The sequence below is a fragment of the Bacillus sp. 0102A genome, assembly GCF_036765155.1.
Lineage (GTDB): Bacteria > Bacillota > Bacilli > Bacillales > Bacillaceae > Bacillus > Bacillus subtilis_G.
Genome location: NZ_JBAIZW010000001.1, coordinates 237054 through 256941 on the forward strand (window position 1 = coordinate 237054; position 19888 = coordinate 256941).

Genomic DNA, 19888 nt, shown 5'->3' on the forward strand with positions numbered 1-19888 from the left:
ACTACGGAAATTTTGTTAATTATCGTCCTCATCACTTGGATCGCACGCTTGAGCTTCACGAATCTAGGCGTTCTCGACTATATCGGAATTGTAACGACGATCGTATTTATCGCGTTGCTGTTCTTTCGACGGAGGGATAAACGCAATGACGCTTAAATTACGGACTTTGTGGTCGGACATACCGGCACTTACACCGCAGCAGGAAGCGCAGATCCTCGATTTATACGAGCGCCCCGCCGCCGAATTCGGTAGTTGTGGGCGTGCTTACCAAATCGGAATCAATACGCTGTTAAATTATTTCGGATATCGAGTCGAAAGCTTAATCGAAGATCAAAACGGAGGACATTAACGATGATTGAATACGCCTGTGACGAATGTAATTACGCAAAGCTTGACGTAGATATTAAACCAAACGCGTGCTGCCCTACGTGTGGAGTGCGCCTACAGGTCGAGGAGGAAATCGTATGAAACGTTTATTTAAATCAATCGTAATCGCCGCGGCTTTGCTGACGAGTACTGTCGCCCTAGCGCCGCAAGCAGACGCAGCATGGTCGGGCTGGCAGACGGAGAAGTTCGGACACAAAGCGCGCGTTTATACGGATGCGACTACGTATACAAGCAGCGCAAAGACGGTCGATTGGAAAGCCGAAAAGAAAGGCGCGGCCACGCTTTACTATACGGCCGGCGTTTATAAAAAGCGCTCAGGCGGAGGACTTACCGATACGGGTTTGATACAGCGCGGCAGCTTTAAGACCGCAACGCCGCTGAAGTCGTTTAGCGTGAAGACGATTCGCAGTAAGACCGGTGCCGGCAGCTACGTGATCCAGGTCGATTGTTATGCGGATTCAGGCAAGCGTCATTATATCGGGACTTTTGAGTCAGCGCGTTTTAACGTGAAATAAGCGTGTGTGAGCCGTTTTAAGCTGCGGGGTACTTAGTATACCTGATCGGCGTTAAGGCGGCTCTTTCGCTTTGATTTCGTGGATAAAACGTTGTTAGGAGCCAAATTAGGAGATTTCCGACTGGCCTTACGTGTTATAATTTACCTATACAACGCGAATAGACACGGAGGTTTAGTGAATGGAGGAAAAAGACTACGAAACAAAGGGATACGATACGACGATAACGTACGAATACAAGGAAATGCCGGATGTTCGCGCAGGGCGTTGCGATAACTGCGACTATACGCTGTTTAAAAGTTCGGTTAAGCACGGCAAGTTTTTGCGCGAATGCAGGCGCTGCGGCATGAAAAAGAATATATGAGGAGGAAATATTAATGGGAGATATATGTAAGGCCTGTGGATTTGAGGAGACTGAAAAGGAAAAATTCAGAAGAGTGGTTAATGGCGGAGCTGTTGAGTGTCTAACCAGCCCTGATAGCTTTTTAACCGAAATCGATATGGAATCTTACTTAGGCATGTGTCCTAAATGCTTTACTGTTCGCGTTCTAAATGTTGATTCCAATTAAAGAAAAATAAAGACGCCTTTACGGGCGTCCTTTTTTCGGTCTATACCTTCTTAACGTTAAATAGCGCAATCAGCGTTTTGTCAGGCGCTTTTGACTGACGATAGAAAACGTTAGGATTAAACGTAAATCGCTCCGGCTCGGTACCGACTTTAATACGCGCGACAACGTACTCCCCGTCGAATTTCATCTGCTTAAGGCGACGTCCTAACGTGTCCGACGTAACTCCGATAGCCTCCGCAAGCTCTTTTTTATTGAACCATCGGATGCGCTTCGGATTCTTTTCGAAAGGATTTTCGCAAAGTGCGTTCGTCTCGAAGTGTATGAACGGTAGCATGCGATAAATAAGACCGATGTCTGTCGCCTTCACTTCGCTGTACACACGTTTGATTTTCGCAGTGTATAACTTCACAACGTACTGACTTCCGAAGTTACCTTTGAAATGATAGCGTTCATTTACGCTATACACGCCGTCTTTTTCCCGGATAATATCGTGCTCAGTACACGCGGTTAGGAAGTCGTAGAATGTTCGCGGTTTCTTTCCGAGCTGCAATACGTCCATCATGTCGGCCGTTGCCATTGGCGTTTTATTGCGGCTGGATTTAACGAGCACACCGGTATAGTCGACGTAGCACTGAAGTAGCATCAAATAGCCGCATTGAGCCGTCGTAAGAACGTTATAGACTTCGTGAATATTAGGCATATTCGCGTTAGAAAAGTCGCGCCGATCAGTTGCTTTTTCTTGCTGCTGACGGAAGGCTTCGTCTTGGTTGCGGTGCCGCAGCGTATAGATTTCCGATAGATCCTCGCCAGTTTCCGTGTTTACAACTCGTAATCTTCTACTCATGTAACCGTCCCCTTTAAGCGCTTAATTAGTGATACACTTTTTTGCCTGTGGCTATATTTACAGTGAATTGTCCCGGTGACTTTCCGTTAACAAAAGCGGAGTAACGTTTGCGGCGCTCTAAATTACGAGCCTTGGCGCGCTTATCGACTTGAATACTTTCGTACGTAGATAGACGTCTTCGTACTGGTTTGCTATTATTTTTTCCGAAATGGTCGTATTCTTCTGCCATTTTCTCTGAAGTCTCGCCCGATCTTCGCGTTTTCTCCATCCGTTCGCTCATGATCGGATATTCTTCGCGCATCTTGTTCTTATTGGTGTTAGAAAGTTCTTCGTAGATTATGAGATTAGCCATTCGTTCAAGCGCAGTGATATCCGGCTGTTCTCCGGTAGAGTCATAATAAGAGTTTACTAATGCCCTAGTTTCTTCGATACGTTCCAAGCGGGATAACTCACCTGCTTTGGTTCGCTTATACAATTCCGTAATAGTTTCGTGCAATATCGGTTTATTCATTGATTCGTCCTCCTAATCGCGTAGCCTTCGCTGTGGCTCGCCCAGTAGTAGTAAATATCCGCAATTCCTTCAGATGCCCGATTAAGAAGGTGATTGACCGCATCACGTTCGATACCCATCCGTTCGCCCGCCTCGGCTTGCGTTAGTTCGCCGAAGTAAACGAGCTCGATCGCCTGGCGCTGTCGGTCCGTTAAATCCGCTAGTTCAAGCGCCTTGTGAATGTCGATAAGAATCGTAGCCGCGTCGTAATCTCCGCAATGCTTCCGACTGACGAACTTCTGATAATCGGCGAGCAATAGCTTGACACCTTCTGCGTTATCGAGCGCATAGGCTGCGTCGAATTCGCGTTCCTTTCGGTGTAGGTCGACTTTGACTGAACCCATCAAACCACCTCCGCATCTATGCCGCAAAGTAAGTGAAGAAACTTGGTCTCGGCGCTTACCGTACCGAACTCCGAAGGATTAAGCACATGATGCGGAATCTCTTCCGACTCAATAAGGTCATCGTAAGGAATTAGATCGTCGTCCCAAACCACATTTAGTTCACTCGCGGTTAAGTCCGTATAAGGAAGGACGTTAAGCGACGAAAAGTGCATAAAATCGTCTCTATCGTTTTGAATAAAGAAAGCCCCTTTGCTTTTTCTCGTCAAAACGTCGCAATGTACGACCACTGCGTTCATGCCACGGAACAATAAGTTAAATAGTAAAAACGGTATTGCGCGATCGCTCATTTCCTCGCAGTGGTAGAAATACCACGAAGGCTTATAGTCGAACGGTGAGTGGTTAAGCCGGTCCGCATGCCATTTAGATATAGTCAATCCGCCAGTTCCGGCGCACCCATCGTAAGATGTTCGTGAATAAGTGCCGCCGTTTGCTATGGCCGATAAGAGGTCGCCTACGCTTCCGGGTGTAAAATCCTGTTTCTTATCCTTTCGATCAGCGTGTTCCTCTTGAAAATACACGTGAAATACGTCCTCTTCCGTTTTGCAAAGTTCTGGATCATCTACGAACTGTCTAAATATGTCCTCACGAAGTTCTCTATCGAACAGTACCTCCATAATTCTCGCAGGAGCTTTATAAGAGTCGTCGATCCCTAATATACGATTGATTTTGTCGGTAATTGTTTCTCGCAATGCCTACACTCCCTTTCGTTGACTCCTTCGTTAATTTCGTTTATGATTAACGTAAACGCTTCCGAAAGGAGTTTCGTTTATGGTTCTTACGTGGATATCTAACGACTTTGAGCGCAACCTCAAAGCGTACATAACTATCGAAAAGCAGCGCCGCCTATTTATCTCGGCAGGAGCGCGCCGCATTATCGGCCTACCAACGGACGGGTCGTTTTATCTTACGGTCGCATACGACGCGGAGGAAAAGCGCATCGTGGTCGGCAAGCCCGAATTAGTAAACCAGCCGGACGTCAAGCCGTTCAAGTTCGATAAGCGCGGCAACGTGTCGGCCATTCCGTTCTTGCGTAAGGTCGGCATTGACTTCGATAACCTACCGCAGCGCTATTATTTGATCGGCGACGGCGAGGCGGCCAAACAGCCATATCTGGCTTATCCGAAGCATACGTACGCGTTTCAGCTAGACGCCGACGCCTAAGTCCGTCATCAACGCGTCCAGCTTCGCGTATAGTTCATCGATCGTTCTGTCGTTTGTAATTTCGTAATCAACTTCGAAATCATCGACCGCTGTTTCTGTCGCATGTTCTAAGTCGGCCGGATCAAACTTATCTCCGCGTTTCTTAGCGCGATCAATACGTAAGGATTCCGGCGCAACTATGCGGACTATCTTAAAGCCTTCTGCGCGGACACGATCGTACTCTATCGGTTTTCTTATGTCGGTAATTAGTACGTTTGCAGGTCGGCAACACTGCCGCTTTATATAGTCGTTGATTTTTCGGAATTCATAGTCGACCCATACCGATTCAGCGCCAGGAACAGGCAGCTTCGTAATTCCGTTAATAAAGTCGCGCATAGGTTGCCGTGGTTTATGCTCGTATTGCATCTCCGGAAATAGATCGTAAAAGATCGACTTTCCCTTCGAAGAAAAGGTGAATGGTTGAAAATCGTGCATAGTAACGATGTAATTTGTTGCGGCGTCTTTTCCGGATGCGAAACGTCCAGTGAAGGCGAGCTTCATAGACCGGCCCTCTTCAACGCCGCAAATGCTTCCGCTAGAGCATCTACGTTTGTTTGCGTTTTCTCGCCGACTTGTTTCGTTACCCGCGCCAATTCTTCGCCGAGCGTCCGGTTGTCTTTGTGCAGCGTGTCGATTTCGTCTTGTAGCGCTAGATAGCGTCGAGTGTTTTCGGATCGAATTTTCAGATCTTCGTCCAAAGCCGCGTGTAGTTTTTTATTCTCGCGCTCTAAGTCCGCTACTCGCGTCGCCAGACTAGATACGACGTCGATTAGATCGGCTGGCTGCGGTTCGTCGGCTGCGGCGGTTTCTACCGGGACGAGCACGCGGTATTCTTCGCGATAAATAAGTCCGCTACAATTCCTGTCGGATGAAGCCCCGTCACTTTCTACGTCTCCATCTACCGGACAGTACTTGCGATCTACCGTAAAAACATCGCCGTTTTTATAGCCCTCCTCGCAATCATTCTTCGCAACAATTACGATCTTCTCGTCAACCTCCGCCTTCCGATCGACCTCTACGTATTCGCGCTTGATGCCGCCAAGTGTTTCGTCAGCCAGTACGTGGATGCTTGCGTTAGATTTCGTCATTTATTCCGCCCCCTCGTCTTTTAATTCGTTTCTTACGCGCATTAAAATCTTGCCGAGTTTATTCTGTCCTCGACCTCTACAAACGCCCCATATAGCGTCACCCCACGTGTTCCCTTCGATTAGTTCACACGATCCAGTAGCAAGAAGTCGCTTTCTAAGAGCTTCGTTTTGTCTGAACTTCGCCAATACTATTTCGTACATGTATTGTTCTTTGACGGACTCCCAATCGTCGCGCAGCTTTACGTTACGCCCCTTTCTCTTCGCGTGATTCGGAGGAAGTTCCGCGAATTGTTTCCGTATATCATTAGACAATACTTTCATCGCTTGAAAGGCTGCTTCATTATTTTGATACGTGGTACCTTCGTATGTCACCGGTGCCGAATAGAAGTTACTTAGAAAATAAAACTTTCCGCGAAACTCATCTATTTTGTTCATCCGATCACCCTCCCGTTAATTTATTACGCGAACCTGCACCGACTGCCGTCCGAACTGCACCGCGTCGGCCTCTCGCGCAACTAATACGTCAATCTTGGCGCCTTTAATCGCCGAGCCCGTATCTTGCGCCACGGCTTCAAACGTCGTGCCGTCCGCCTGTTTTATTTCAACCGTCGAGCCCAACGCAATCACTGACGGATCGACCGCTATAATGCGCTTGCCTGCGTGGTAGATCGTTCCGGTTACGTCTAGTCCGGTCGCTGTTATGCCGCTGCAACCTTCGGGACAATCCGCCGTATAAGCCGAAGCCTCGAACGTTTGCCATGCGTTTGGCGTTTCGTTAATACTTTCGTTATCCACCTTCGGTTTTGAGCGCGCCTTGGACTTCGCTTTGACTTCCGCCTTCAACTCCGCCACTTCGTCTTCAAGCGCTTGGATGCGTTCGTTCGCCTTCGCGGCACCCGCTTCCGCCTTCTGTAGCGCCGCCTCTTCTTCGGTGATGCGCGGTGGTTCTGGCGCCGGAGGCTCCGGTGGCTTGGCGGTAGGATTCGTAAGTAATTGCGTTGACATCGCTAGATTCGTTAGTATACCGATGCTTACACCTCCTCGAAAAATTGTGCGGTCCATGGTTCCACATCAACCACTTCGCGCCTTAACGCTTCAGCCAGTTCGGTGATTTCAGCCTGTGCGCCGCGTCCCTTTTTGCGTTTGGAATAGAACGATAGCAGCGCGGTCAGATTCGCAGTCATTACGAGATTCGTTGCGGTTGCATTAGGTAGGACGGCGCGGGCATCTTCGGCAGGCACTCCGGCCTCTCGCAATTTATCGTAAGCTTGTTGCGCTATTTCCATAGCCTCCGCGAATATTTCCGTAGCTGGACGATCCGTAATTGGCGCTCCGTACACAAAGTCGTACATGTCCGCCGTTTTATTGCTCGTAACTTTCTCCGGTACCACGTAATCGAACCCGCCGGTTTTGTCATCGCTTCCCATCCGTACGTAACGCTGTGATTGGACGCTGAAGCTGAAACCGACGCGATGCCGTGTAAGCTGCGCTAATAACGCCCGGCTGACGCCTTCAATCGCAAAGGTGAACGTCAGGTGCTCGAGGGTCGACGTGTGTTTGGACGCGAAGATATGTCGGAATAGCCGGTCAGCGTCCGTACCTGCGCCGCCATCTGACGCCTTGGAGCCGAAATACTTGGCGCCTTCCTTTGCGACGATTTCGGTCGGCTTGTTGGCGCTATAGCACGATCTGATTGCGGTTAGGGCGACCGCTTGGCCGTCGGTTACGTCGTTATCTTCGACATGATTGCCGTCAAAGCACCCGAGAATGACATCATAATTTCCGTAATTGAGAGAACGATAGAACTCCTCGTTCAATTGCGTATGTGCGATTAGCTGTACGTTCATTTTGGTTTCCGTCATCTATTCGTCCTCCTCGATCACCTTATACGTAAACACCTCAACTTCTTTGCGGTTAACCGCAAGCGCGTGACCATTATCTTCGCAAAATACCTCAATAAAATCCCGATTAGCCTCATCGTCAATGTTATTTCGGAGTTCTTCTAGCTCAGCCTCGGTCACTTTCGCCCAATGCTGATTCCCACCCTTAGTTAAGATATATAATTCGTACATTTACTCGTCCTCCAATCGTTTTAATGCTTCGCCGTTTTCGCAAATAGTTTCGTTAATTAATAATCTGCGGGCTTTCTCCTTCGTAGTTATTCGGAAGGTGCAATCGTCCTTTCCGTACATCTCGCAGTTAACGACGTAATCGCGAAATAGATCGTTCATATATTCGATGTCACCACATCCGTATAACTTACCGTTTAGAAAGCACGCATATATTTGCGCCATTTACTCTCCTCCTCCGTATCCGCTGTGGGCACTACTCCCGAATACTCCGATTGAAACAACCACCGCTGTAATACCCGCGGACAATACGAAAGGTACGATAACTTCGGCCAATCCATCAGCCCTATCGTTCGCGAGCATCGCCGGTTGCGTGAATAAGTAAGCGAAAAAGAAAACGATAGTTCCGTAAGTAACCCAGAACTTCATCTACTCGCCCTCCTTCGCAGTAACCCCGCTACTCCCAAAGCCGCCCGCACCTCGATCGCTATCGCCAAGCGCATCAACTTCCGTAAACACCGCCTGCTCGACCGGCTTGATTACGCCTTGCGCGATACGATCTCCTTTGCGGATGATGTACGTATTTTCCGGACGCCAATAACCGAATTCAAACAATTTCTCCGTCTTTTCCGAAGGTTCTACCACCCGCCAAAGTAACGCGTCCCTATCTGATTCGATCGACACCGCGTAACCTACCGATTCAGGCACCGTATAGTATCCGTCTTCGTCAGAATAACGGACATCTAAATTGTTCTGCGCAATATTATCGACAATCACTCCGACTTCTCCCATATATCCGCAATCTACAGTTCCGAGCTGCACGCGTAATTTAGTCTTCAGCGTAATGCCGGATCGTGGCCGGATCTGCATTTCGTAACCTTCCGGAATCTCGAACGCCAAGCCCGTTGGCACACACGCGGTTGCACCCGGCTCGATAATTACGTCGGCCGACGCAACTAGGTCGAAGCCAGCGTCCGTTGCGTGTGCGTAGGCCGGCGTTTGAGCGTCCGGCGATAAGCGTTTTATATTTACGTTCATTTCGTTTCCTCCTTCGTAACGTCCTCATATATAACTGCAACCCTACTCGCCAAAACGGACACCTTTTCGCCCTCATTATTAACTGCGTATTAACTTTCCGTTTGGCACAACGGCTTCATATATAACTGCGTATAAAGTTCGGAGAATGGACGCTTCTTAGGCGCTTTTATTTCGCCCCCAATTCGATTCTTTAATTAATTCGAATTTCCATCCGTCGTATTCTTGGCGTTCCTTACGTAAGCACTTATTTATAATTGGTCGATGTAAGCCGTATTTCTCAGCGAAAGGACGGAGTCCCTCCACTCGTATAATCTCTCCGTCCGGTGACTTAGCTACGAAGTGGACTCGTGCATTTGACATATTTCTATTAGCGTTATTAATTGCTCTAGTAACGAAACAGCAAGTAGCCACTGAATATATCATTTTGTTTTTCGGAACGCCTTTTTGTTTTATATCTTTGTCTAGGTATATAGTGCGTTCCTTGAATTTCCGCTCATCATAGCCTTCAATGTTTTGCAAATCCTTTAAAAATGATTCGAAACAATGCCAACAGCCGCATACCCTAACGCCTGCGCCTCCGTAGTCTTTGTAGCGAGTGCAAGTAGTATCATAACAACGTTCTAACATTCCGTTCCAAACACTATAAGCCGCTTTGTTATTTACCATTTTCGTGTTTCCGAGAAATCCTACACCAAACACAGACCTCTCGAAACGATCCTTTACCGTTCCTCGGTTTATCTGAACCTTTTCTACAGTAGTTTCATAACCTGTAGCCTCAAATCTCAGTTTGTACCTGTTCGCTTTTCCTTTCTCGGTGACTACTTTCTCAATAACAACGAATGACTGACCTCGGTTGTTCGTAAACCTGCGATTAATGAAGTCATCATCAGTTCTCAAATATGAAATCCTCATCCCTTATAGCCTCAACAGTGGCCTTTTTATATCCATTTCCTTGCAATGAAAAGAAGTCATGCGACTTGGTCTTCGTACTAAGCCCGTTCATCACAATTGGATTAACGGATTCATCTTCGAAATATGGATCGAAGGCGAGGTTTTGCAGCGCTTTATTTGCGTTATACCGTAAGAACTTTTTAACATCGTGAGTCAATCCAAGATCATCGTAAAGATCTTCGGTATATTTAACCTCATTCTCGTAAAGTTCCGCTAATAATTCGACTGCAAAATCGCGTAACTCTAACTGAACGGACGGATCTTGGCGGTTATATACTTCCTGTGCGAGCAAACCAACGTAAACGCCGTGGATCGCTTCATCGCGAATAATTAAGTTGATGATCTCGCCTGATTGCATTAAACGTCCTTGCCCGTAAAAATATAACGGATAATAAAAGCCGCTGTAGAAAAGAAAACTTTCGAGGTATACCGAAGCGACCAGCGCCTTATACAGCGAAATATCATCGCCGGGCTCAATCGCGTTGTACAGACCGACGATCCGCGCCGCCTTCCGCTGCAAATACGGATTGGTCTTAACCCAATCGAAAACTTCGTTAATTGTTTCGGTAGGAGCGAGCGTCATGAAAATATTAGAGTACGACTTCGCATGGACAGCGTTCTCCATCATCGCCATAAAGTTCAGCACCGCTTTCCGCTGGTGGCCGGCGATGTGTTGCGCGATAGTCGGCATGCCTACGTTGCCTTGTTCGGTGTCAAGTAGCGTTAGGCCAGCCAGGACGCGCATATACGTCGTTTGTTCAGTCGGGCTTAGCGACTTCCACGTTAAGAGATCGCCGTTTAGCGAAATCTCTTCCGGAAGCCAAAATTGCTTAACGTTCTGCGCGTAGAACATTTGCGTAAAGTCGTCTTCGTGGCGCGACCAATCGGCCGCTGTGTGGATTGCGTTTGCGTTTAAGTTCGTCAATTATTCGTCCTCCCAAAAAAGTTTTATAATTCCCTCTTTACATGCGATAACGCACATGATATATTATAAACAAGAGATGCGATAACGCACATTACAAGGAGGAATTCAAATTGGCTAAAATAATTAAGTTCCCTGGTAAATACGTAAATGAAATGGTAGGTAAAAAAGTAATCAGTATAGACGGCCCAGGTCAAAGTGAGAACTCACCAGCAAAAACAGGAACTATCATCACTGAAACTTCTGAAATTTGGGGTGACTTTTGGATAGTTCAATGGGATAATGGACACCAGGAACCGTATTATAAAAGTTCTATTAAACACATTAGTAAGATTTATGGAATTGGAGTGTACTATCAATAATGTCCGTGCTAGATAAAATAATGGGTGTAGATGAAGCCTCCGAATTATGGGGGCTTTCACCTGGATACATAAAAAACCTCTGCGCTAATAACAAAATCGAATGCAAAAAGATTGGTAAGACATGGATAATCTCTAAAGAACAGCCTAACCCTAAAAAACTGTAAAATTAATCTGGTTGATTAGAGGCCGCTTGTTTGAATATTAATAATTTCATAGGCGATTTTATCTGTTTTCCTTTCAACTTCTTTGCTATACATGAAGAAACCAGGCAACCTCTCTGCGGCCTCATAAATCGAACCTATTTTTTCGGAAAGCCGCTTAAGCTCTTGCCTTATTAACTTTGTGTTATCATCCTCATGAAAAGGCTTCACATCCTTTAAATTAAATTCTCCTCTACTAATTAACTTCTTAGCGGCTATTCCATCGGTCGTACGTCTAACCATTATTTCGAATTCGTCATTTATTACTACTTTGACGGATTCTTCTTTGCGGTTGACATATGCCTTTATTGTCCCTTTCATTATGAGATCCTTAGTTATACTACGCATGACAAGCAGCCCTCCTGCCCCGTATCCTTTGTCCGCGCATAATACAGCGTTTTGATGCCGCGATGATGTGCGTATAAATCAATCCGGTTTAGATCGCGCGTCGTCATCGTATCCTTCAAGAACAACGTAAATGAGATGCCTTGGTCGACGTGCTGCTGAATCGTTGCGATCATATCGACGACTTTAAACATATCCATGTCGTACGCTTCCTTGTAGAAGAACCAATTCTGCGGCGATAACCCCGGCATAGGATAATACGTCTTCGAATTACCATACGTACGCTCCTCGATGCGCTCCACAATCGGCATGACCGACGCCGTAGCCGACTGCACATACGAAATTGAACCCGTTGGCGCAATCGCAAGTCTGTACGAATGGTATAGGCCGTACTCGCAAACGTCAGACGATAAGTTATACCAGTCGAGGCCGTCCGGAATCCATACGTCTTTAAACAACGCTTTTACTTTCTCCGTCTTTGGAAAACAGTCGAGACCTTCGCCTTCTTGTTCGTCAACATACGCGTATTTAAAGAAGTACTCACCGGTAGCATACGAAGATCCCTCGAACCCTTCGTACGTGCTTCCAGTTTCTTTCGCTAGCTCCATCGAACGCACAAGCGACCAATAATTAATGAGCGCGAAGAATACGTTAGCGAAATCGAGCGCTTCTTCCGATTCATAAGCGATGCCGTTCTGCGCTAGATAGCCGTGCAAGTTCATCGCGCCGAGTCCAATCGAACGCATCTCACGGTTAGCTCGCGCGACGGCCGGCGCATTCTTGATATTCGAAGTTTCCGAGACTCGCGTTAGAGCATCAACGGACAGCTTGACGATAGATTCGAAGTCGCCGTTTTTCATTACGTTTGCAACGTTTAGCGATCCGAGATTGCACGAAATATCGAGGCCGATATCGTCCGGTTCCCCATAGTCGGTGTATTCGGATACCTGCGACGCCTGAAGCACTTCGCTACAGAGGTTCGAAAACTTAACTTTCGATTTATGATTGTTCGCGTGAGACGCATTAACGTTGCCTTCGAACATAATGTACGGATAGCCCGATTCTGACCGCAGCACGGCAAGCTTTTCGAGTAACTTCCGCGGATTAATTTTTTCCTTCCGCACGGTCGGATTATCGACGAGCTGATCGTACATCTCTCCGATATCCATTTCGTCTAGGTGCTGGCCGTACGCTTTATAAACGGTGTGCGGATAGAATACGTAAGCCGGTCGATCTTCGCGCGCTAACTCGATGAATTTATCCGGGATAACAACGCCGATGGATAACGTTTTAACACGTACGTCCTCATCAGCCGAGATTTTCTTCGTATCCAAGAAATCGTTAATGTCCGCATGGAAAACGTTAAGATACGCTGCGCCCGCACCGCTTCTCGCGCCTTGCTGATCTGCATATCTAAACGCGTTATCGAGGAGCTTCATTACTCCGACGACGCCTTTCGTTACATTCTCGATATCCTTAATCGATTCACCTTTCGCGCGAATCTTAGATAAATTCAACGCCACGCCTCCGCCTACTTTCGAAAGCTGCATCGAGATTCCTACGGCTCTTTCGATGTCGTTCAATGAGTCGCCTACTTCGAGTAGGAAACACGAAACTAACTCGCCGCGTCGCTTCCGGCCAGCATTCAAGAACGTCGGCGTTGACGGCTGATATTCCTGACGCATCATTAAATCAACGTAATCTAGCGCTTTGTCCGCATCGCCTTCCGCAAAGAATAACGCACAGCAAGCGACCCGATCTTCGTAGCGTTCGAGGATCTTTTTGCCGTCGTTCGTCTTCAATGCGTAATCGTTATAAAACTTGAACGCGCTCATGAACGAAGGGAATCGGAATTTGTGCGCATATGCCGCCTGATAGACCGCCTTGATTTCTTCGAACGTATAGGCGTCCAGAAATTCGGTTTCGTAGTAATCGTTATCGCGTAGGTAATCGAGCTTTTCGCGAAGGTCGTGGAAAAATACGGTGTTTTGATTTACGTAGTCAATAAAATAAGCGCGGACGGCTTCGAGATCCTTTTCGAATTGGAACCGGCCGTCCTTCTGTAGCATGATTTCGTTATTAAGTTCGATATAGCTTGCGTGTTTATTCGTCAAGCGCATTCACCCTTTCGATAAATTGTCGTACATCTGCGTCCGTGCCCGCTAATTCAAAGCGTCCGACTATCGGTACGCCGTACTGAGCCGCTATCAAGCCCGCCGCCTTTGCGTAGTTACCGCCCCAGTTGCGATTTCCCGACGCAGCCACGCCCGCTAAGTGCGCGCTATTAGCCGCAAGGAAATCCGCTACCGGCTGCGCCACCTGACCGAATCCGTACGTTCCAGTCACGCAAACGAACGGCTCGGATAGCGTCAGGTCCGGGCGTAGTTCGACGGCGGGTAGGCCGGTCTTTGCGACGAATCGGCGTACGTTGCCGGTCCGCGAATAGTAAGCGATTAGCATACATCCGCCACCAAGACCGCGAGAGGAATCGCGACCAATAGAACGAATATAACTTTCGCAATCTTTGCGCTGACGCTGCTTCCGTTTTTACCTGATACGTCAGCACTTACCGCAAGCAAAAACAACGCGACCAAACATCCGATTGCTAAATACGTCATCTAACCGACCCCTTCCGTCTCTCAATTTCTTCTTCCAACGCCGCTATATTCGCAAGCCGCCGATCCCTTTCGATTCGCAATTCGATCAGCTGTCGTTCATGCCGACTTATTGCGTAATCATCTTCGGCAAGTCCTTCGCGATGAATCCGTAACATCTGCTGTAGCTGTGCGTCCGTCGCTGATCCCATCATTCGACCGGTCCCTCCGTTTCGCGCTTGACGTCCGCCTGAAATTGCTTGTGATTGCGGTAAGATTCGACGATCAGCCAGTTAATGAATTCGATGACTAACGCCCCAAGTATCAATAACGCAACAAGCGTTAAAATTATTTTCACCACCATAGCAGCGATCGGAAAAATACTAAGTAGTGCCGGAATAACGGCGAGAGATATCGCTACAATACTTCCGACTAGCAAACCGATTACCGCAAAGACGAAATAAACAACGGATTGGATAAACCTTCGCTTAAACATTCGCATCACTCTCCTAATTCGTCTTTGTACCGTTCATTTAAGGTGTCTGCTAATACCTTGGCATATACAAGAAACGCATTGACAAAATCGGCCTCTTCTTGTGTTATAATTTCATTTTCTCTGCCTTGCTTCGCTTGAATTCGTCTAGTTAAAGCAACTGACGAATTAATAAGGGCGTCGAATACCTCTTGCTTAACAGTCATATCTGGAGTATCTTCCATCCACATCACTTCTCCTCGATCGTCATTATATTTTCGTACATCGACATGAACGGAACACGAAAACCAATCGTCTTAAACTCGTACGTCTTACCGATCTCAATTTCCGCATACAGATCGCTGGAATTAAACTTCCGCGCAAACAAAGCGTCCGTGTTTTCGAATACTTTTGCGTTGCCCTTCTCGTCCTCTCCGAAGATTAAATACTTCGAGGAATCTTCGGAGGTTTTCGTTTCTTTGTCCGTCACATTAATTACGTAAGTGTTTTCGTTATTGTAAGACGCGATCGTAACTAACGGCGCCACAACTACGAGAGCAATTACAACCAACGTGATTACCGCGATCGTTCCCCATTTAATTAAGCGATCCATCTATTCGTCCTCCTTCGGTTTATCTATTACGCCTTCATGAATCAGCCACGCAAGCCCAACCGCAGCCGCATCGCTTTCATCAAAATTAGCGAACTCGCCGGTATAGTCGGTCATGCGCCGCACCGCCGCCTGTAGTTCGTCTTTCTCCGCTCTGCCTGATCCAGCCACCTCCAGCTTGACCGTCGTTGCAGATATGCCGAGATCTGCCGTACGCTTTCCCGGCTTCCGGAACTTATCGAACGTAAGCCCGAATCGCGATGTCGCTCGTTCACACGCGCTCCATGCCGCCAGCACCGGATAGTTCGAAGTCGACGTTTTGCCTGCGAAGTCCTCCCGCACCACATAGTCGAAGCCATCTCGCGGGCAGTTTTTATCGAGAAAGACTTTCGCCCACCCTTCAATAACTTCGGCTCGGTGCGCATGATCTCGGTTTTTGTTCGGCTTAACGTGCGATAGCGCTTTGATCGTGGGCTTTCGGTTACGTACCTCAATTATCGCGACGCCTGGGCAGGTCATCGACGTATCGAACGCGAGGCACCGGATAGGCTTGGCGCTACTCATCCTCGGACGCCTCCTCGAAATCCAGGCCCGATAGGTACTCTCGTAAGTTTTTATGATCGTATTTACCGGCTAGGTTTGACGTTGCATACCGCTGCTCAGCCTCGATTAACATCGTCTTTTCTTCGGCGGTTAATTGCGACTTACAGTGCCCTTTAAACGCACAAAACGCACACTTTCCGGTCATTTCGATGGTCATTTTCGGAAGAGTCTTCTCGTACACCAATCGCGCTTGCTCCGCTAGATCGTTTAGTAAATCCTCCTGCATTTTATTGGTTATTTTGAAATGGAACGCGCGAAGATCTGGTTTCGGTTTTCCGTCCGCCCAAGTCTTTCTCGTCTTCGGTACGCTTTTATTCCCCTCGTCTGAAAACCACGAGGGTTTTTCGGTAGATTCGTAGAGTATAATCCCCTCGTTGATTCCGAATATAAGAGATTCAGCCGTAACTTGACGTAAATGACTGCTATCAGCTCCCTTAAAGTCGAGCTTACCGTTCATAGCGACTAAACCCGTAGCTTTCGTTTTATATTCGAATATTAACTTTTGTCCTTTATAATCGAGTATTCCGTCGGGCTTTGCGGTGATTGCGAATTGTACTCCGTTCCGTTCAAAAACTTTCCGCTGTTGAGCTGCGTCTTCAAAAACCCATTCCTTTACGCGATATTCCTCTCCGTCATCGTCTTCATAGGTCGACCAATCTTCAGCGATTGTAAATTCTGCTTTTTCTCCTAAACGAGCAGGCATATGAATCAAATCAAGTTGCACGAAGTCTACTATCGCGGTCCCTTGTCTTCTCTGCCTTCCGCGAAATGGCTCATCTTCCGATTTTTCCGCCTTAGTCTCGCTGTTTTTGAAAACAACTTGCCTATCGCACATATCAGTACCCGACGCTCCAAAGGTAACCAGTCCGTCTTCCGGATACGGTCTCCAAGCGAGATGGCGTACTTTTTGTTTATAGAACCTACGCTCTAATTTTTCGATGTAGAATGACGAGCTGGGATGCGCATAGTATGCGTCTAGTTGTGCTATGAACTCCTGCGCTAAATCGGATGGATTTGATTCCGCTAATTGGGCGCGCAGTGAGTTTGCGGCTGATCTTGCGTTTGCGTTCGTCAATTAATCACGCCCCTTCCAGTGTTTGCGCACGAGTGCGACTTGATTTTCGTAGTCTTCTTCTTTCGTATAATCATCGCGATTCACAACGCCAGTGAAGTATTCTTCCGGCTTCATTTCGAGCATCCAGGCGGGCTCTATAACGGTATCAGTTACGAGAGGTACCGATAAGTTAGCCGTATTTGTCATAACGTCTTTGACGAGGTCAATGACTTCGGGCGTTAGTTCGTCTTCTGGAACGCTGATTTTAATTTCATCATGGATACTCGCGTTGAACTCCCAACCACGCTCCATACAAATTCGTGCCATTCGATTTCCGTTCATCTTCAGAATATCGGCGCCTGTTCCCTGGATAACTGCGTTAAAGGCTGCGCGTTCCCAATATCCGACTAAGCCGCGTTTGTCAGCCAATGCATCTATTTCGGTTTGAAGTTTAACCATACGTTCCTGATCCCGTTGAGTTAATGATTTCTTATTACGTAATTGTTTGCGCTCAGTGTATAGTCGAATCAATCTCTGCTCATTCTTTCCCGCCGCAGCCGCTACTTCTCTATAGTCCGGAAATCTACGCTTTCGTCCGTAGAGCGTCTCTACGTATCCGTTTCGTTTCATGCCTTCGCGAATATCCGTAACCATCTGCGTAAACGATGGAAATTGCTCATCGAAATTATTGAAAAACATCTCGGCTACTTCGGTACTGACGTTCATTTTTCGCGCAAACGCCTGAGGTGTCTGTCCGTAAGATTTCGCTAGCACTCCAGTTTTCATCATTCTACGAGGCTGGAACGTGCCTGTCGGGTCGTAAGCCTTATCGGTGCAGTATTCTTCCGCAAGTCCGAATACCTTCTGCGCCATCGTCGTGTATAGATCAACGCCGTCTATAAAGATCTGACGCATAGAACCATCGCCGTATTTTACGTACATGATGTGCGCTTGAATCCGAGGCTCGATTTGCCCTAAGTCGGACCCTACAAATATCCAACCCTCGCATGGCACAAACGCATTCCTTACACGCTTACCTGACTTCGATCTCGCAGGTATATTCTGAAGGTTAACGCCACGCTTCGTATATTCATCGCTCGCAACAAGCGCCTTGACTACGTCTAAGTAATTTTCGTCAGTTATAGCCACGTTGCCACCTCCGGTTTTCTTGCGCGATATGAACTCGATGAATAACGTCCCGTTGCGGTTCCGCCTGCTTTAAAGTTCGTATGCAAACGTCCGTCAACCTCCATAACGGATTCCACTCCGTGCGATCCGAGTATCGGGCGAATATATGTCGTTAATAACTTCGTATATTCCGCAACTGTAGCCAACGGTTCAAGCGACGGCTCTTCTGCGAAATAGATATCGAGTACATCCGACTTGGTTGACCGCTTCTTACCGCGTTCTATTTTCGACGTCTGATCCTTGATGCCGAGGTGATCGTAAATTAAATACGCGATGTGATTTCCGTTTGTGATTACGAATTCTTTGATTTCTTGCGGCGCGTTTTCCACGGTTGCGTCTGCGAGCTCGGCACGCTGCTTTCGGTATTTTGCGAGCATTTCAAGTTCGTTCTGATACGCTTTCGTGTGCGTCTTTCCTGCCGCTTTCAACTCGTTTACTTTAGTTAACTTCTTCGTAATTCGATCGTCTGCTGTTCGTATTCGTTTTTGCTGGGCCGCGATCCATTTCTGTATTTTAGCTGCGTTTAAGGTACGATCCATCTTGCGTACAAATTCGTCGTCAATTCCGTAATTCTCAAACACTCGGCGCGTTGCTTCTTCAACCTTCGGCTCGTACTCGGCCTCTAGCGCTCTGAGTTGATCGAGGTCAATACAGAATCCACACCGCTCCATGAAGACGTCAGTCTCCGGTAATTTAGAGTCAATTAACGCGTAACAATCGAAAAGACGTCCGTACTTCTGCATCATTTCGAACTGAAACTCGCATAATCCCCAGCCATACTTAACGTCATTGATCGCGTATATACCGACCAGTTCGGTGTTAAACGGAGCCGGCGACCTGTTTCCGAATAAGTCCTCGAAAGTAAATACCGTTCCTGTTACGCCAAAATACTTACCGTACTTTTGCGTAAGTGGTTTAAGACCGTACGAAGGCTCATGTTCGTTCATTAAGTGCATCGCATCTAACGTATCCCAAACGCAACCGCGAATCGTATAACCGTCAGTTTGAGCGACGTGTAAATCGTATCGAGCCGCGCCCATATGAAACGTCTTACCGTGCTGAGGAGTCGAAAGATACGGCGAAATTGCAGCGATTACTTTTGAACGCGTAAGCTGTGGATCGGTATCTTTATGCGCAGCCGGAACGTCAAAGCCGCCGACATGGCCGTAAGGCAAGTAGTAGCCTTCTTCTAACAACGGAAGCCATATAGAAAAGCCGATCGATAAGTCGATGTAAGCGTCTAGCCCGGTTCCCTCAAAGTCACACGCAACTAACGAATCTACCCCGATTTTTTCAAACCGTCCAGGCCATTCCGCCCGCTGTCTCCGTACTTCCTCACGTATACGCTCAACGAATCCTGGTAGCTCCGAGTCATCCGTTAATATATAGTAGTTATCCGGCTTATTTGCGAGTGTTTCCTCGATGCGCTGTCGTCTAATCGCGGCTTCTGTTTCGGCTAGATGCGTTCGTCCTATCTCGCAAACTTCCTTTTTCGTTAATTTGCCGGTTCCTGTGCGTACAAAGTTTCCGTCTCTAAACGCCTGATACGCTGCGTCAAACTGTCGTCTTTCCTTATCGGTAAACTTCGATTCAGCTAATCTAGCGAATGCCTCGTCGAGAGTTTCCGTTTTCTTCGCTTCTGCCTTCCGCTTGACCGTCGCCTGGACCGCATCCGTTTTCGGCGGCGCCGGCTTCAACGCGTTCAAGTTTAACCGTAAGCCATCCATCCGTCGTCCTCCTTCCTTGCGAAGTAATTGCGGGTTATTTTGCGATTCTATTCAATACGCCAAGCAATACGATGCACGCTATCGACAGTACCGTTAAAACCCAATAAGAAGCGTTCATGGTATGCGCTATATACGCGAATAACACAGCTTCGAAACTGAGTTTCACTACGCCTACATAACACAGCGTCCTCATAAATCG

The 19888-nt window shown here is 47.4% G+C and carries 35 protein-coding genes; 7 read left to right on the forward strand and 28 right to left on the reverse strand.

The genetic code is table 11. The annotated features are described in order from the left end of the window. Nucleotides 1–145 precede the first annotated feature (145 nt). From V6D41_RS01310 to V6D41_RS01325, 4 genes are all read left to right on the forward strand, one after another. Complete coding sequence (locus V6D41_RS01310) at nucleotides 146–349, forward strand: hypothetical protein (RefSeq protein WP_333517034.1); 204 nt, start codon at nucleotides 146–148, stop codon at nucleotides 347–349. 115 nt (nucleotides 350–464) lie between these two features. After that, the gene (locus tag V6D41_RS01315; protein ID WP_333517035.1) at nucleotides 465–902 is read left to right on the forward strand and encodes a hypothetical protein; all 438 of its coding nucleotides are present in this window, start codon (nucleotides 465–467) and stop codon (nucleotides 900–902) included. 178 nt (nucleotides 903–1080) lie between these two features. Continuing rightward, a complete protein-coding gene (locus V6D41_RS01320) occupies nucleotides 1081–1263 on the forward strand; it encodes a hypothetical protein (protein WP_129093151.1) in 183 nt (60 codons plus the stop codon). A gap of 13 nt (nucleotides 1264–1276) precedes the next feature. Further along, nucleotides 1277–1468 carry a hypothetical protein gene (locus V6D41_RS01325; RefSeq protein WP_333517036.1) on the forward strand — a complete coding sequence of 64 codons (192 nt, stop codon included), beginning with the start codon at nucleotides 1277–1279 and terminating at the stop codon, nucleotides 1466–1468. Nucleotides 1469–1508: 40 nt separating this feature from the next. Here V6D41_RS01325 and V6D41_RS01330 read toward each other — a convergent pair whose 3' ends face one another. From V6D41_RS01330 to V6D41_RS01345, 4 genes are read right to left on the reverse strand one after another with little or no spacing between them, the layout of a single operon-like run. Next, nucleotides 1509–2312 carry a hypothetical protein gene (locus V6D41_RS01330; protein ID WP_333517037.1) on the reverse strand — a complete coding sequence of 268 codons (804 nt, stop codon included), beginning with the start codon at nucleotides 2310–2312 and terminating at the stop codon, nucleotides 1509–1511. Nucleotides 2313–2337: 25 nt separating this feature from the next. After that, nucleotides 2338–2823: a hypothetical protein gene (locus V6D41_RS01335; protein WP_333517038.1), complete on the reverse strand. Its 486-nt coding sequence runs from the start codon at nucleotides 2821–2823 to the stop codon at nucleotides 2338–2340. Beyond that, nucleotides 2820–3206, reverse strand: a complete 387-nt coding sequence (locus tag V6D41_RS01340; RefSeq protein WP_333517039.1) for a sigma factor-like helix-turn-helix DNA-binding protein — start codon at nucleotides 3204–3206, stop codon at nucleotides 2820–2822. The genes V6D41_RS01335 and V6D41_RS01340 overlap by 4 nt, the downstream gene beginning before the upstream one ends. After that, the gene (locus tag V6D41_RS01345; protein WP_333517040.1) at nucleotides 3206–3955 is read right to left on the reverse strand and encodes an SAM-dependent DNA methyltransferase; all 750 of its coding nucleotides are present in this window, start codon (nucleotides 3953–3955) and stop codon (nucleotides 3206–3208) included. The genes V6D41_RS01340 and V6D41_RS01345 overlap by 1 nt, the downstream gene beginning before the upstream one ends. A gap of 79 nt (nucleotides 3956–4034) precedes the next feature. Here V6D41_RS01345 and V6D41_RS01350 point away from each other — a divergent pair, with 79 nt between their 5' ends. After that, nucleotides 4035–4427 (forward strand): hypothetical protein, encoded by a 393-nt coding sequence (locus V6D41_RS01350; protein ID WP_333517041.1) that lies wholly within the window; start codon nucleotides 4035–4037, stop codon nucleotides 4425–4427. Here the strand turns inward: V6D41_RS01350 and V6D41_RS01355 are convergent. The 11 genes from V6D41_RS01355 to nrdF form a co-directional block, all read right to left on the reverse strand. Beyond that, nucleotides 4410–4802 carry a hypothetical protein gene (locus V6D41_RS01355; protein ID WP_333517042.1) on the reverse strand — a complete coding sequence of 131 codons (393 nt, stop codon included), beginning with the start codon at nucleotides 4800–4802 and terminating at the stop codon, nucleotides 4410–4412. The genes V6D41_RS01350 and V6D41_RS01355 overlap by 18 nt on opposite strands. A gap of 161 nt (nucleotides 4803–4963) precedes the next feature. Further along, nucleotides 4964–5554, reverse strand: coding sequence for a hypothetical protein (locus V6D41_RS01360; protein WP_333517043.1), 591 nt, complete (start codon nucleotides 5552–5554; stop codon nucleotides 4964–4966). Beyond that, on the reverse strand, nucleotides 5555–5989 hold the full coding sequence (locus V6D41_RS01365; RefSeq protein WP_333517044.1) for an NADAR family protein: 435 nt from the start codon (nucleotides 5987–5989) through the stop codon (nucleotides 5555–5557). It lies immediately after the preceding gene. 15 nt (nucleotides 5990–6004) lie between these two features. Beyond that, on the reverse strand, nucleotides 6005–6559 hold the full coding sequence (locus tag V6D41_RS01370; protein WP_333517045.1) for a 3D domain-containing protein: 555 nt from the start codon (nucleotides 6557–6559) through the stop codon (nucleotides 6005–6007). 26 nt (nucleotides 6560–6585) lie between these two features. Next, nucleotides 6586–7416: an FAD-dependent thymidylate synthase gene (gene thyX, locus V6D41_RS01375; protein WP_333517046.1), complete on the reverse strand. Its 831-nt coding sequence runs from the start codon at nucleotides 7414–7416 to the stop codon at nucleotides 6586–6588. Beyond that, the gene (locus tag V6D41_RS01380) at nucleotides 7417–7626 is read right to left on the reverse strand and encodes a hypothetical protein (RefSeq protein WP_333517047.1); all 210 of its coding nucleotides are present in this window, start codon (nucleotides 7624–7626) and stop codon (nucleotides 7417–7419) included. It abuts the gene before it with no gap. After that, nucleotides 7627–7848, reverse strand: a complete 222-nt coding sequence (locus V6D41_RS01385; protein ID WP_333517048.1) for a hypothetical protein — start codon at nucleotides 7846–7848, stop codon at nucleotides 7627–7629. Continuing rightward, nucleotides 7849–8052, reverse strand: a complete 204-nt coding sequence (locus tag V6D41_RS01390) for a hypothetical protein (protein ID WP_333517049.1) — start codon at nucleotides 8050–8052, stop codon at nucleotides 7849–7851. Further along, the gene (locus V6D41_RS01395) at nucleotides 8053–8661 is read right to left on the reverse strand and encodes a dUTP diphosphatase (RefSeq protein ID WP_333517050.1); all 609 of its coding nucleotides are present in this window, start codon (nucleotides 8659–8661) and stop codon (nucleotides 8053–8055) included. A gap of 156 nt (nucleotides 8662–8817) precedes the next feature. Next, nucleotides 8818–9558 (reverse strand): hypothetical protein, encoded by a 741-nt coding sequence (locus V6D41_RS01400; protein ID WP_333517051.1) that lies wholly within the window; start codon nucleotides 9556–9558, stop codon nucleotides 8818–8820. Beyond that, on the reverse strand, nucleotides 9548–10513 hold the full coding sequence (gene nrdF, locus V6D41_RS01405) for a class 1b ribonucleoside-diphosphate reductase subunit beta (protein WP_333517415.1): 966 nt from the start codon (nucleotides 10511–10513) through the stop codon (nucleotides 9548–9550). The genes V6D41_RS01400 and nrdF overlap by 11 nt, the downstream gene beginning before the upstream one ends. Nucleotides 10514–10647: 134 nt before the next feature. Here nrdF and V6D41_RS01410 point away from each other — a divergent pair, with 134 nt between their 5' ends. After that, nucleotides 10648–10896 (forward strand): hypothetical protein, encoded by a 249-nt coding sequence (locus V6D41_RS01410; RefSeq protein WP_308837417.1) that lies wholly within the window; start codon nucleotides 10648–10650, stop codon nucleotides 10894–10896. Beyond that, entirely contained in the window at nucleotides 10896–11060 is a 165-nt protein-coding gene (locus V6D41_RS01415) for a helix-turn-helix domain-containing protein (protein ID WP_308837416.1), read from the forward strand. The genes V6D41_RS01410 and V6D41_RS01415 overlap by 1 nt, the downstream gene beginning before the upstream one ends. A gap of 15 nt (nucleotides 11061–11075) precedes the next feature. Here V6D41_RS01415 and V6D41_RS01420 read toward each other — a convergent pair whose 3' ends face one another. From V6D41_RS01420 to V6D41_RS01480, 13 genes are read right to left on the reverse strand one after another with little or no spacing between them, the layout of a single operon-like run. Continuing rightward, nucleotides 11076–11444 carry a hypothetical protein gene (locus tag V6D41_RS01420; protein ID WP_333517052.1) on the reverse strand — a complete coding sequence of 123 codons (369 nt, stop codon included), beginning with the start codon at nucleotides 11442–11444 and terminating at the stop codon, nucleotides 11076–11078. Beyond that, nucleotides 11432–13561: a class 1b ribonucleoside-diphosphate reductase subunit alpha gene (gene nrdE, locus V6D41_RS01425; protein ID WP_333517053.1), complete on the reverse strand. Its 2130-nt coding sequence runs from the start codon at nucleotides 13559–13561 to the stop codon at nucleotides 11432–11434. Before nrdE ends, V6D41_RS01420 begins: the two co-directional genes overlap by 13 nt. After that, nucleotides 13545–13901, reverse strand: coding sequence for a class Ib ribonucleoside-diphosphate reductase assembly flavoprotein NrdI (gene nrdI, locus V6D41_RS01430; protein WP_333517054.1), 357 nt, complete (start codon nucleotides 13899–13901; stop codon nucleotides 13545–13547). The genes nrdE and nrdI overlap by 17 nt, the downstream gene beginning before the upstream one ends. Next, the gene (locus V6D41_RS01435; protein ID WP_333517055.1) at nucleotides 13895–14059 is read right to left on the reverse strand and encodes a hypothetical protein; all 165 of its coding nucleotides are present in this window, start codon (nucleotides 14057–14059) and stop codon (nucleotides 13895–13897) included. The genes nrdI and V6D41_RS01435 overlap by 7 nt, the downstream gene beginning before the upstream one ends. After that, on the reverse strand, nucleotides 14056–14250 hold the full coding sequence (locus tag V6D41_RS01440; protein WP_333517056.1) for a hypothetical protein: 195 nt from the start codon (nucleotides 14248–14250) through the stop codon (nucleotides 14056–14058). The genes V6D41_RS01435 and V6D41_RS01440 overlap by 4 nt, the downstream gene beginning before the upstream one ends. Next, nucleotides 14247–14531 carry a hypothetical protein gene (locus V6D41_RS01445; RefSeq protein ID WP_333517057.1) on the reverse strand — a complete coding sequence of 95 codons (285 nt, stop codon included), beginning with the start codon at nucleotides 14529–14531 and terminating at the stop codon, nucleotides 14247–14249. Before V6D41_RS01445 ends, V6D41_RS01440 begins: the two co-directional genes overlap by 4 nt. Before the next feature lie 5 nt (nucleotides 14532–14536). Continuing rightward, the gene (locus V6D41_RS01450; RefSeq protein WP_333517058.1) at nucleotides 14537–14752 is read right to left on the reverse strand and encodes a hypothetical protein; all 216 of its coding nucleotides are present in this window, start codon (nucleotides 14750–14752) and stop codon (nucleotides 14537–14539) included. A gap of 5 nt (nucleotides 14753–14757) precedes the next feature. Further along, a complete protein-coding gene (locus V6D41_RS01455) occupies nucleotides 14758–15120 on the reverse strand; it encodes a hypothetical protein (RefSeq protein WP_333517059.1) in 363 nt (120 codons plus the stop codon). Beyond that, the gene (locus tag V6D41_RS01460) at nucleotides 15121–15681 is read right to left on the reverse strand and encodes a hypothetical protein (protein ID WP_333517060.1); all 561 of its coding nucleotides are present in this window, start codon (nucleotides 15679–15681) and stop codon (nucleotides 15121–15123) included. After that, nucleotides 15674–16795, reverse strand: coding sequence for a hypothetical protein (locus V6D41_RS01465; protein WP_333517061.1), 1122 nt, complete (start codon nucleotides 16793–16795; stop codon nucleotides 15674–15676). The genes V6D41_RS01460 and V6D41_RS01465 overlap by 8 nt, the downstream gene beginning before the upstream one ends. Then, a complete protein-coding gene (locus V6D41_RS01470; protein ID WP_333517062.1) occupies nucleotides 16796–17923 on the reverse strand; it encodes a DNA polymerase A family protein in 1128 nt (375 codons plus the stop codon). Continuing rightward, nucleotides 17914–19689, reverse strand: a complete 1776-nt coding sequence (locus V6D41_RS01475) for a DNA polymerase (protein WP_333517063.1) — start codon at nucleotides 19687–19689, stop codon at nucleotides 17914–17916. The genes V6D41_RS01470 and V6D41_RS01475 overlap by 10 nt, the downstream gene beginning before the upstream one ends. A 34-nt stretch (nucleotides 19690–19723) precedes the next feature. After that, the gene (locus V6D41_RS01480) at nucleotides 19724–19882 is read right to left on the reverse strand and encodes a hypothetical protein (RefSeq protein WP_333517064.1); all 159 of its coding nucleotides are present in this window, start codon (nucleotides 19880–19882) and stop codon (nucleotides 19724–19726) included. Between the last annotated feature and the right edge of the window lie 6 nt (nucleotides 19883–19888).

Excerpts from the sequence above, each read along its gene's own strand:
- V6D41_RS01310 (WP_333517034.1), top strand. The coding sequence starts at position 146 with ATGACGCTTAAATTACGGACTTTGTGGTCGGACATACCGGCACTTACA.
- V6D41_RS01315 (WP_333517035.1), top strand. The coding sequence starts at position 465 with ATGAAACGTTTATTTAAATCAATCGTAATCGCCGCGGCTTTGCTGACG.
- V6D41_RS01320 (WP_129093151.1), top strand. The coding sequence starts at position 1,081 with ATGGAGGAAAAAGACTACGAAACAAAGGGATACGATACGACGATAACG.
- V6D41_RS01325 (WP_333517036.1), top strand. The coding sequence starts at position 1,277 with ATGGGAGATATATGTAAGGCCTGTGGATTTGAGGAGACTGAAAAGGAA.
- V6D41_RS01330 (WP_333517037.1), bottom strand. The coding sequence starts at position 2,312 with ATGAGTAGAAGATTACGAGTTGTAAACACGGAAACTGGCGAGGATCTA.
- V6D41_RS01335 (WP_333517038.1), bottom strand. The coding sequence starts at position 2,823 with ATGAATAAACCGATATTGCACGAAACTATTACGGAATTGTATAAGCGA.
- V6D41_RS01340 (WP_333517039.1), bottom strand. The coding sequence starts at position 3,206 with ATGGGTTCAGTCAAAGTCGACCTACACCGAAAGGAACGCGAATTCGAC.
- V6D41_RS01350 (WP_333517041.1), top strand. The coding sequence starts at position 4,035 with ATGGTTCTTACGTGGATATCTAACGACTTTGAGCGCAACCTCAAAGCG.
- V6D41_RS01355 (WP_333517042.1), bottom strand. The coding sequence starts at position 4,802 with ATGCGCGACTTTATTAACGGAATTACGAAGCTGCCTGTTCCTGGCGCT.
- V6D41_RS01360 (WP_333517043.1), bottom strand. The coding sequence starts at position 5,554 with ATGACGAAATCTAACGCAAGCATCCACGTACTGGCTGACGAAACACTT.
- V6D41_RS01365 (WP_333517044.1), bottom strand. The coding sequence starts at position 5,989 with ATGAACAAAATAGATGAGTTTCGCGGAAAGTTTTATTTTCTAAGTAAC.
- V6D41_RS01370 (WP_333517045.1), bottom strand. The coding sequence starts at position 6,559 with ATGTCAACGCAATTACTTACGAATCCTACCGCCAAGCCACCGGAGCCT.
- thyX (WP_333517046.1), bottom strand. The coding sequence starts at position 7,416 with ATGACGGAAACCAAAATGAACGTACAGCTAATCGCACATACGCAATTG.
- V6D41_RS01380 (WP_333517047.1), bottom strand. The coding sequence starts at position 7,626 with ATGTACGAATTATATATCTTAACTAAGGGTGGGAATCAGCATTGGGCG.
- V6D41_RS01385 (WP_333517048.1), bottom strand. The coding sequence starts at position 7,848 with ATGGCGCAAATATATGCGTGCTTTCTAAACGGTAAGTTATACGGATGT.
- V6D41_RS01390 (WP_333517049.1), bottom strand. The coding sequence starts at position 8,052 with ATGAAGTTCTGGGTTACTTACGGAACTATCGTTTTCTTTTTCGCTTAC.
- V6D41_RS01395 (WP_333517050.1), bottom strand. The coding sequence starts at position 8,661 with ATGAACGTAAATATAAAACGCTTATCGCCGGACGCTCAAACGCCGGCC.
- V6D41_RS01415 (WP_308837416.1), top strand. The coding sequence starts at position 10,896 with ATGTCCGTGCTAGATAAAATAATGGGTGTAGATGAAGCCTCCGAATTA.
- V6D41_RS01420 (WP_333517052.1), bottom strand. The coding sequence starts at position 11,444 with ATGCGTAGTATAACTAAGGATCTCATAATGAAAGGGACAATAAAGGCA.
- nrdE (WP_333517053.1), bottom strand. The coding sequence starts at position 13,561 with ATGCGCTTGACGAATAAACACGCAAGCTATATCGAACTTAATAACGAA.
- nrdI (WP_333517054.1), bottom strand. The coding sequence starts at position 13,901 with ATGCTAATCGCTTACTATTCGCGGACCGGCAACGTACGCCGATTCGTC.
- V6D41_RS01435 (WP_333517055.1), bottom strand. The coding sequence starts at position 14,059 with ATGACGTATTTAGCAATCGGATGTTTGGTCGCGTTGTTTTTGCTTGCG.
- V6D41_RS01440 (WP_333517056.1), bottom strand. The coding sequence starts at position 14,250 with ATGATGGGATCAGCGACGGACGCACAGCTACAGCAGATGTTACGGATT.
- V6D41_RS01445 (WP_333517057.1), bottom strand. The coding sequence starts at position 14,531 with ATGTTTAAGCGAAGGTTTATCCAATCCGTTGTTTATTTCGTCTTTGCG.
- V6D41_RS01450 (WP_333517058.1), bottom strand. The coding sequence starts at position 14,752 with ATGGAAGATACTCCAGATATGACTGTTAAGCAAGAGGTATTCGACGCC.
- V6D41_RS01455 (WP_333517059.1), bottom strand. The coding sequence starts at position 15,120 with ATGGATCGCTTAATTAAATGGGGAACGATCGCGGTAATCACGTTGGTT.
- V6D41_RS01460 (WP_333517060.1), bottom strand. The coding sequence starts at position 15,681 with ATGAGTAGCGCCAAGCCTATCCGGTGCCTCGCGTTCGATACGTCGATG.
- V6D41_RS01475 (WP_333517063.1), bottom strand. The coding sequence starts at position 19,689 with ATGGATGGCTTACGGTTAAACTTGAACGCGTTGAAGCCGGCGCCGCCG.
- V6D41_RS01480 (WP_333517064.1), bottom strand. The coding sequence starts at position 19,882 with ATGAGGACGCTGTGTTATGTAGGCGTAGTGAAACTCAGTTTCGAAGCT.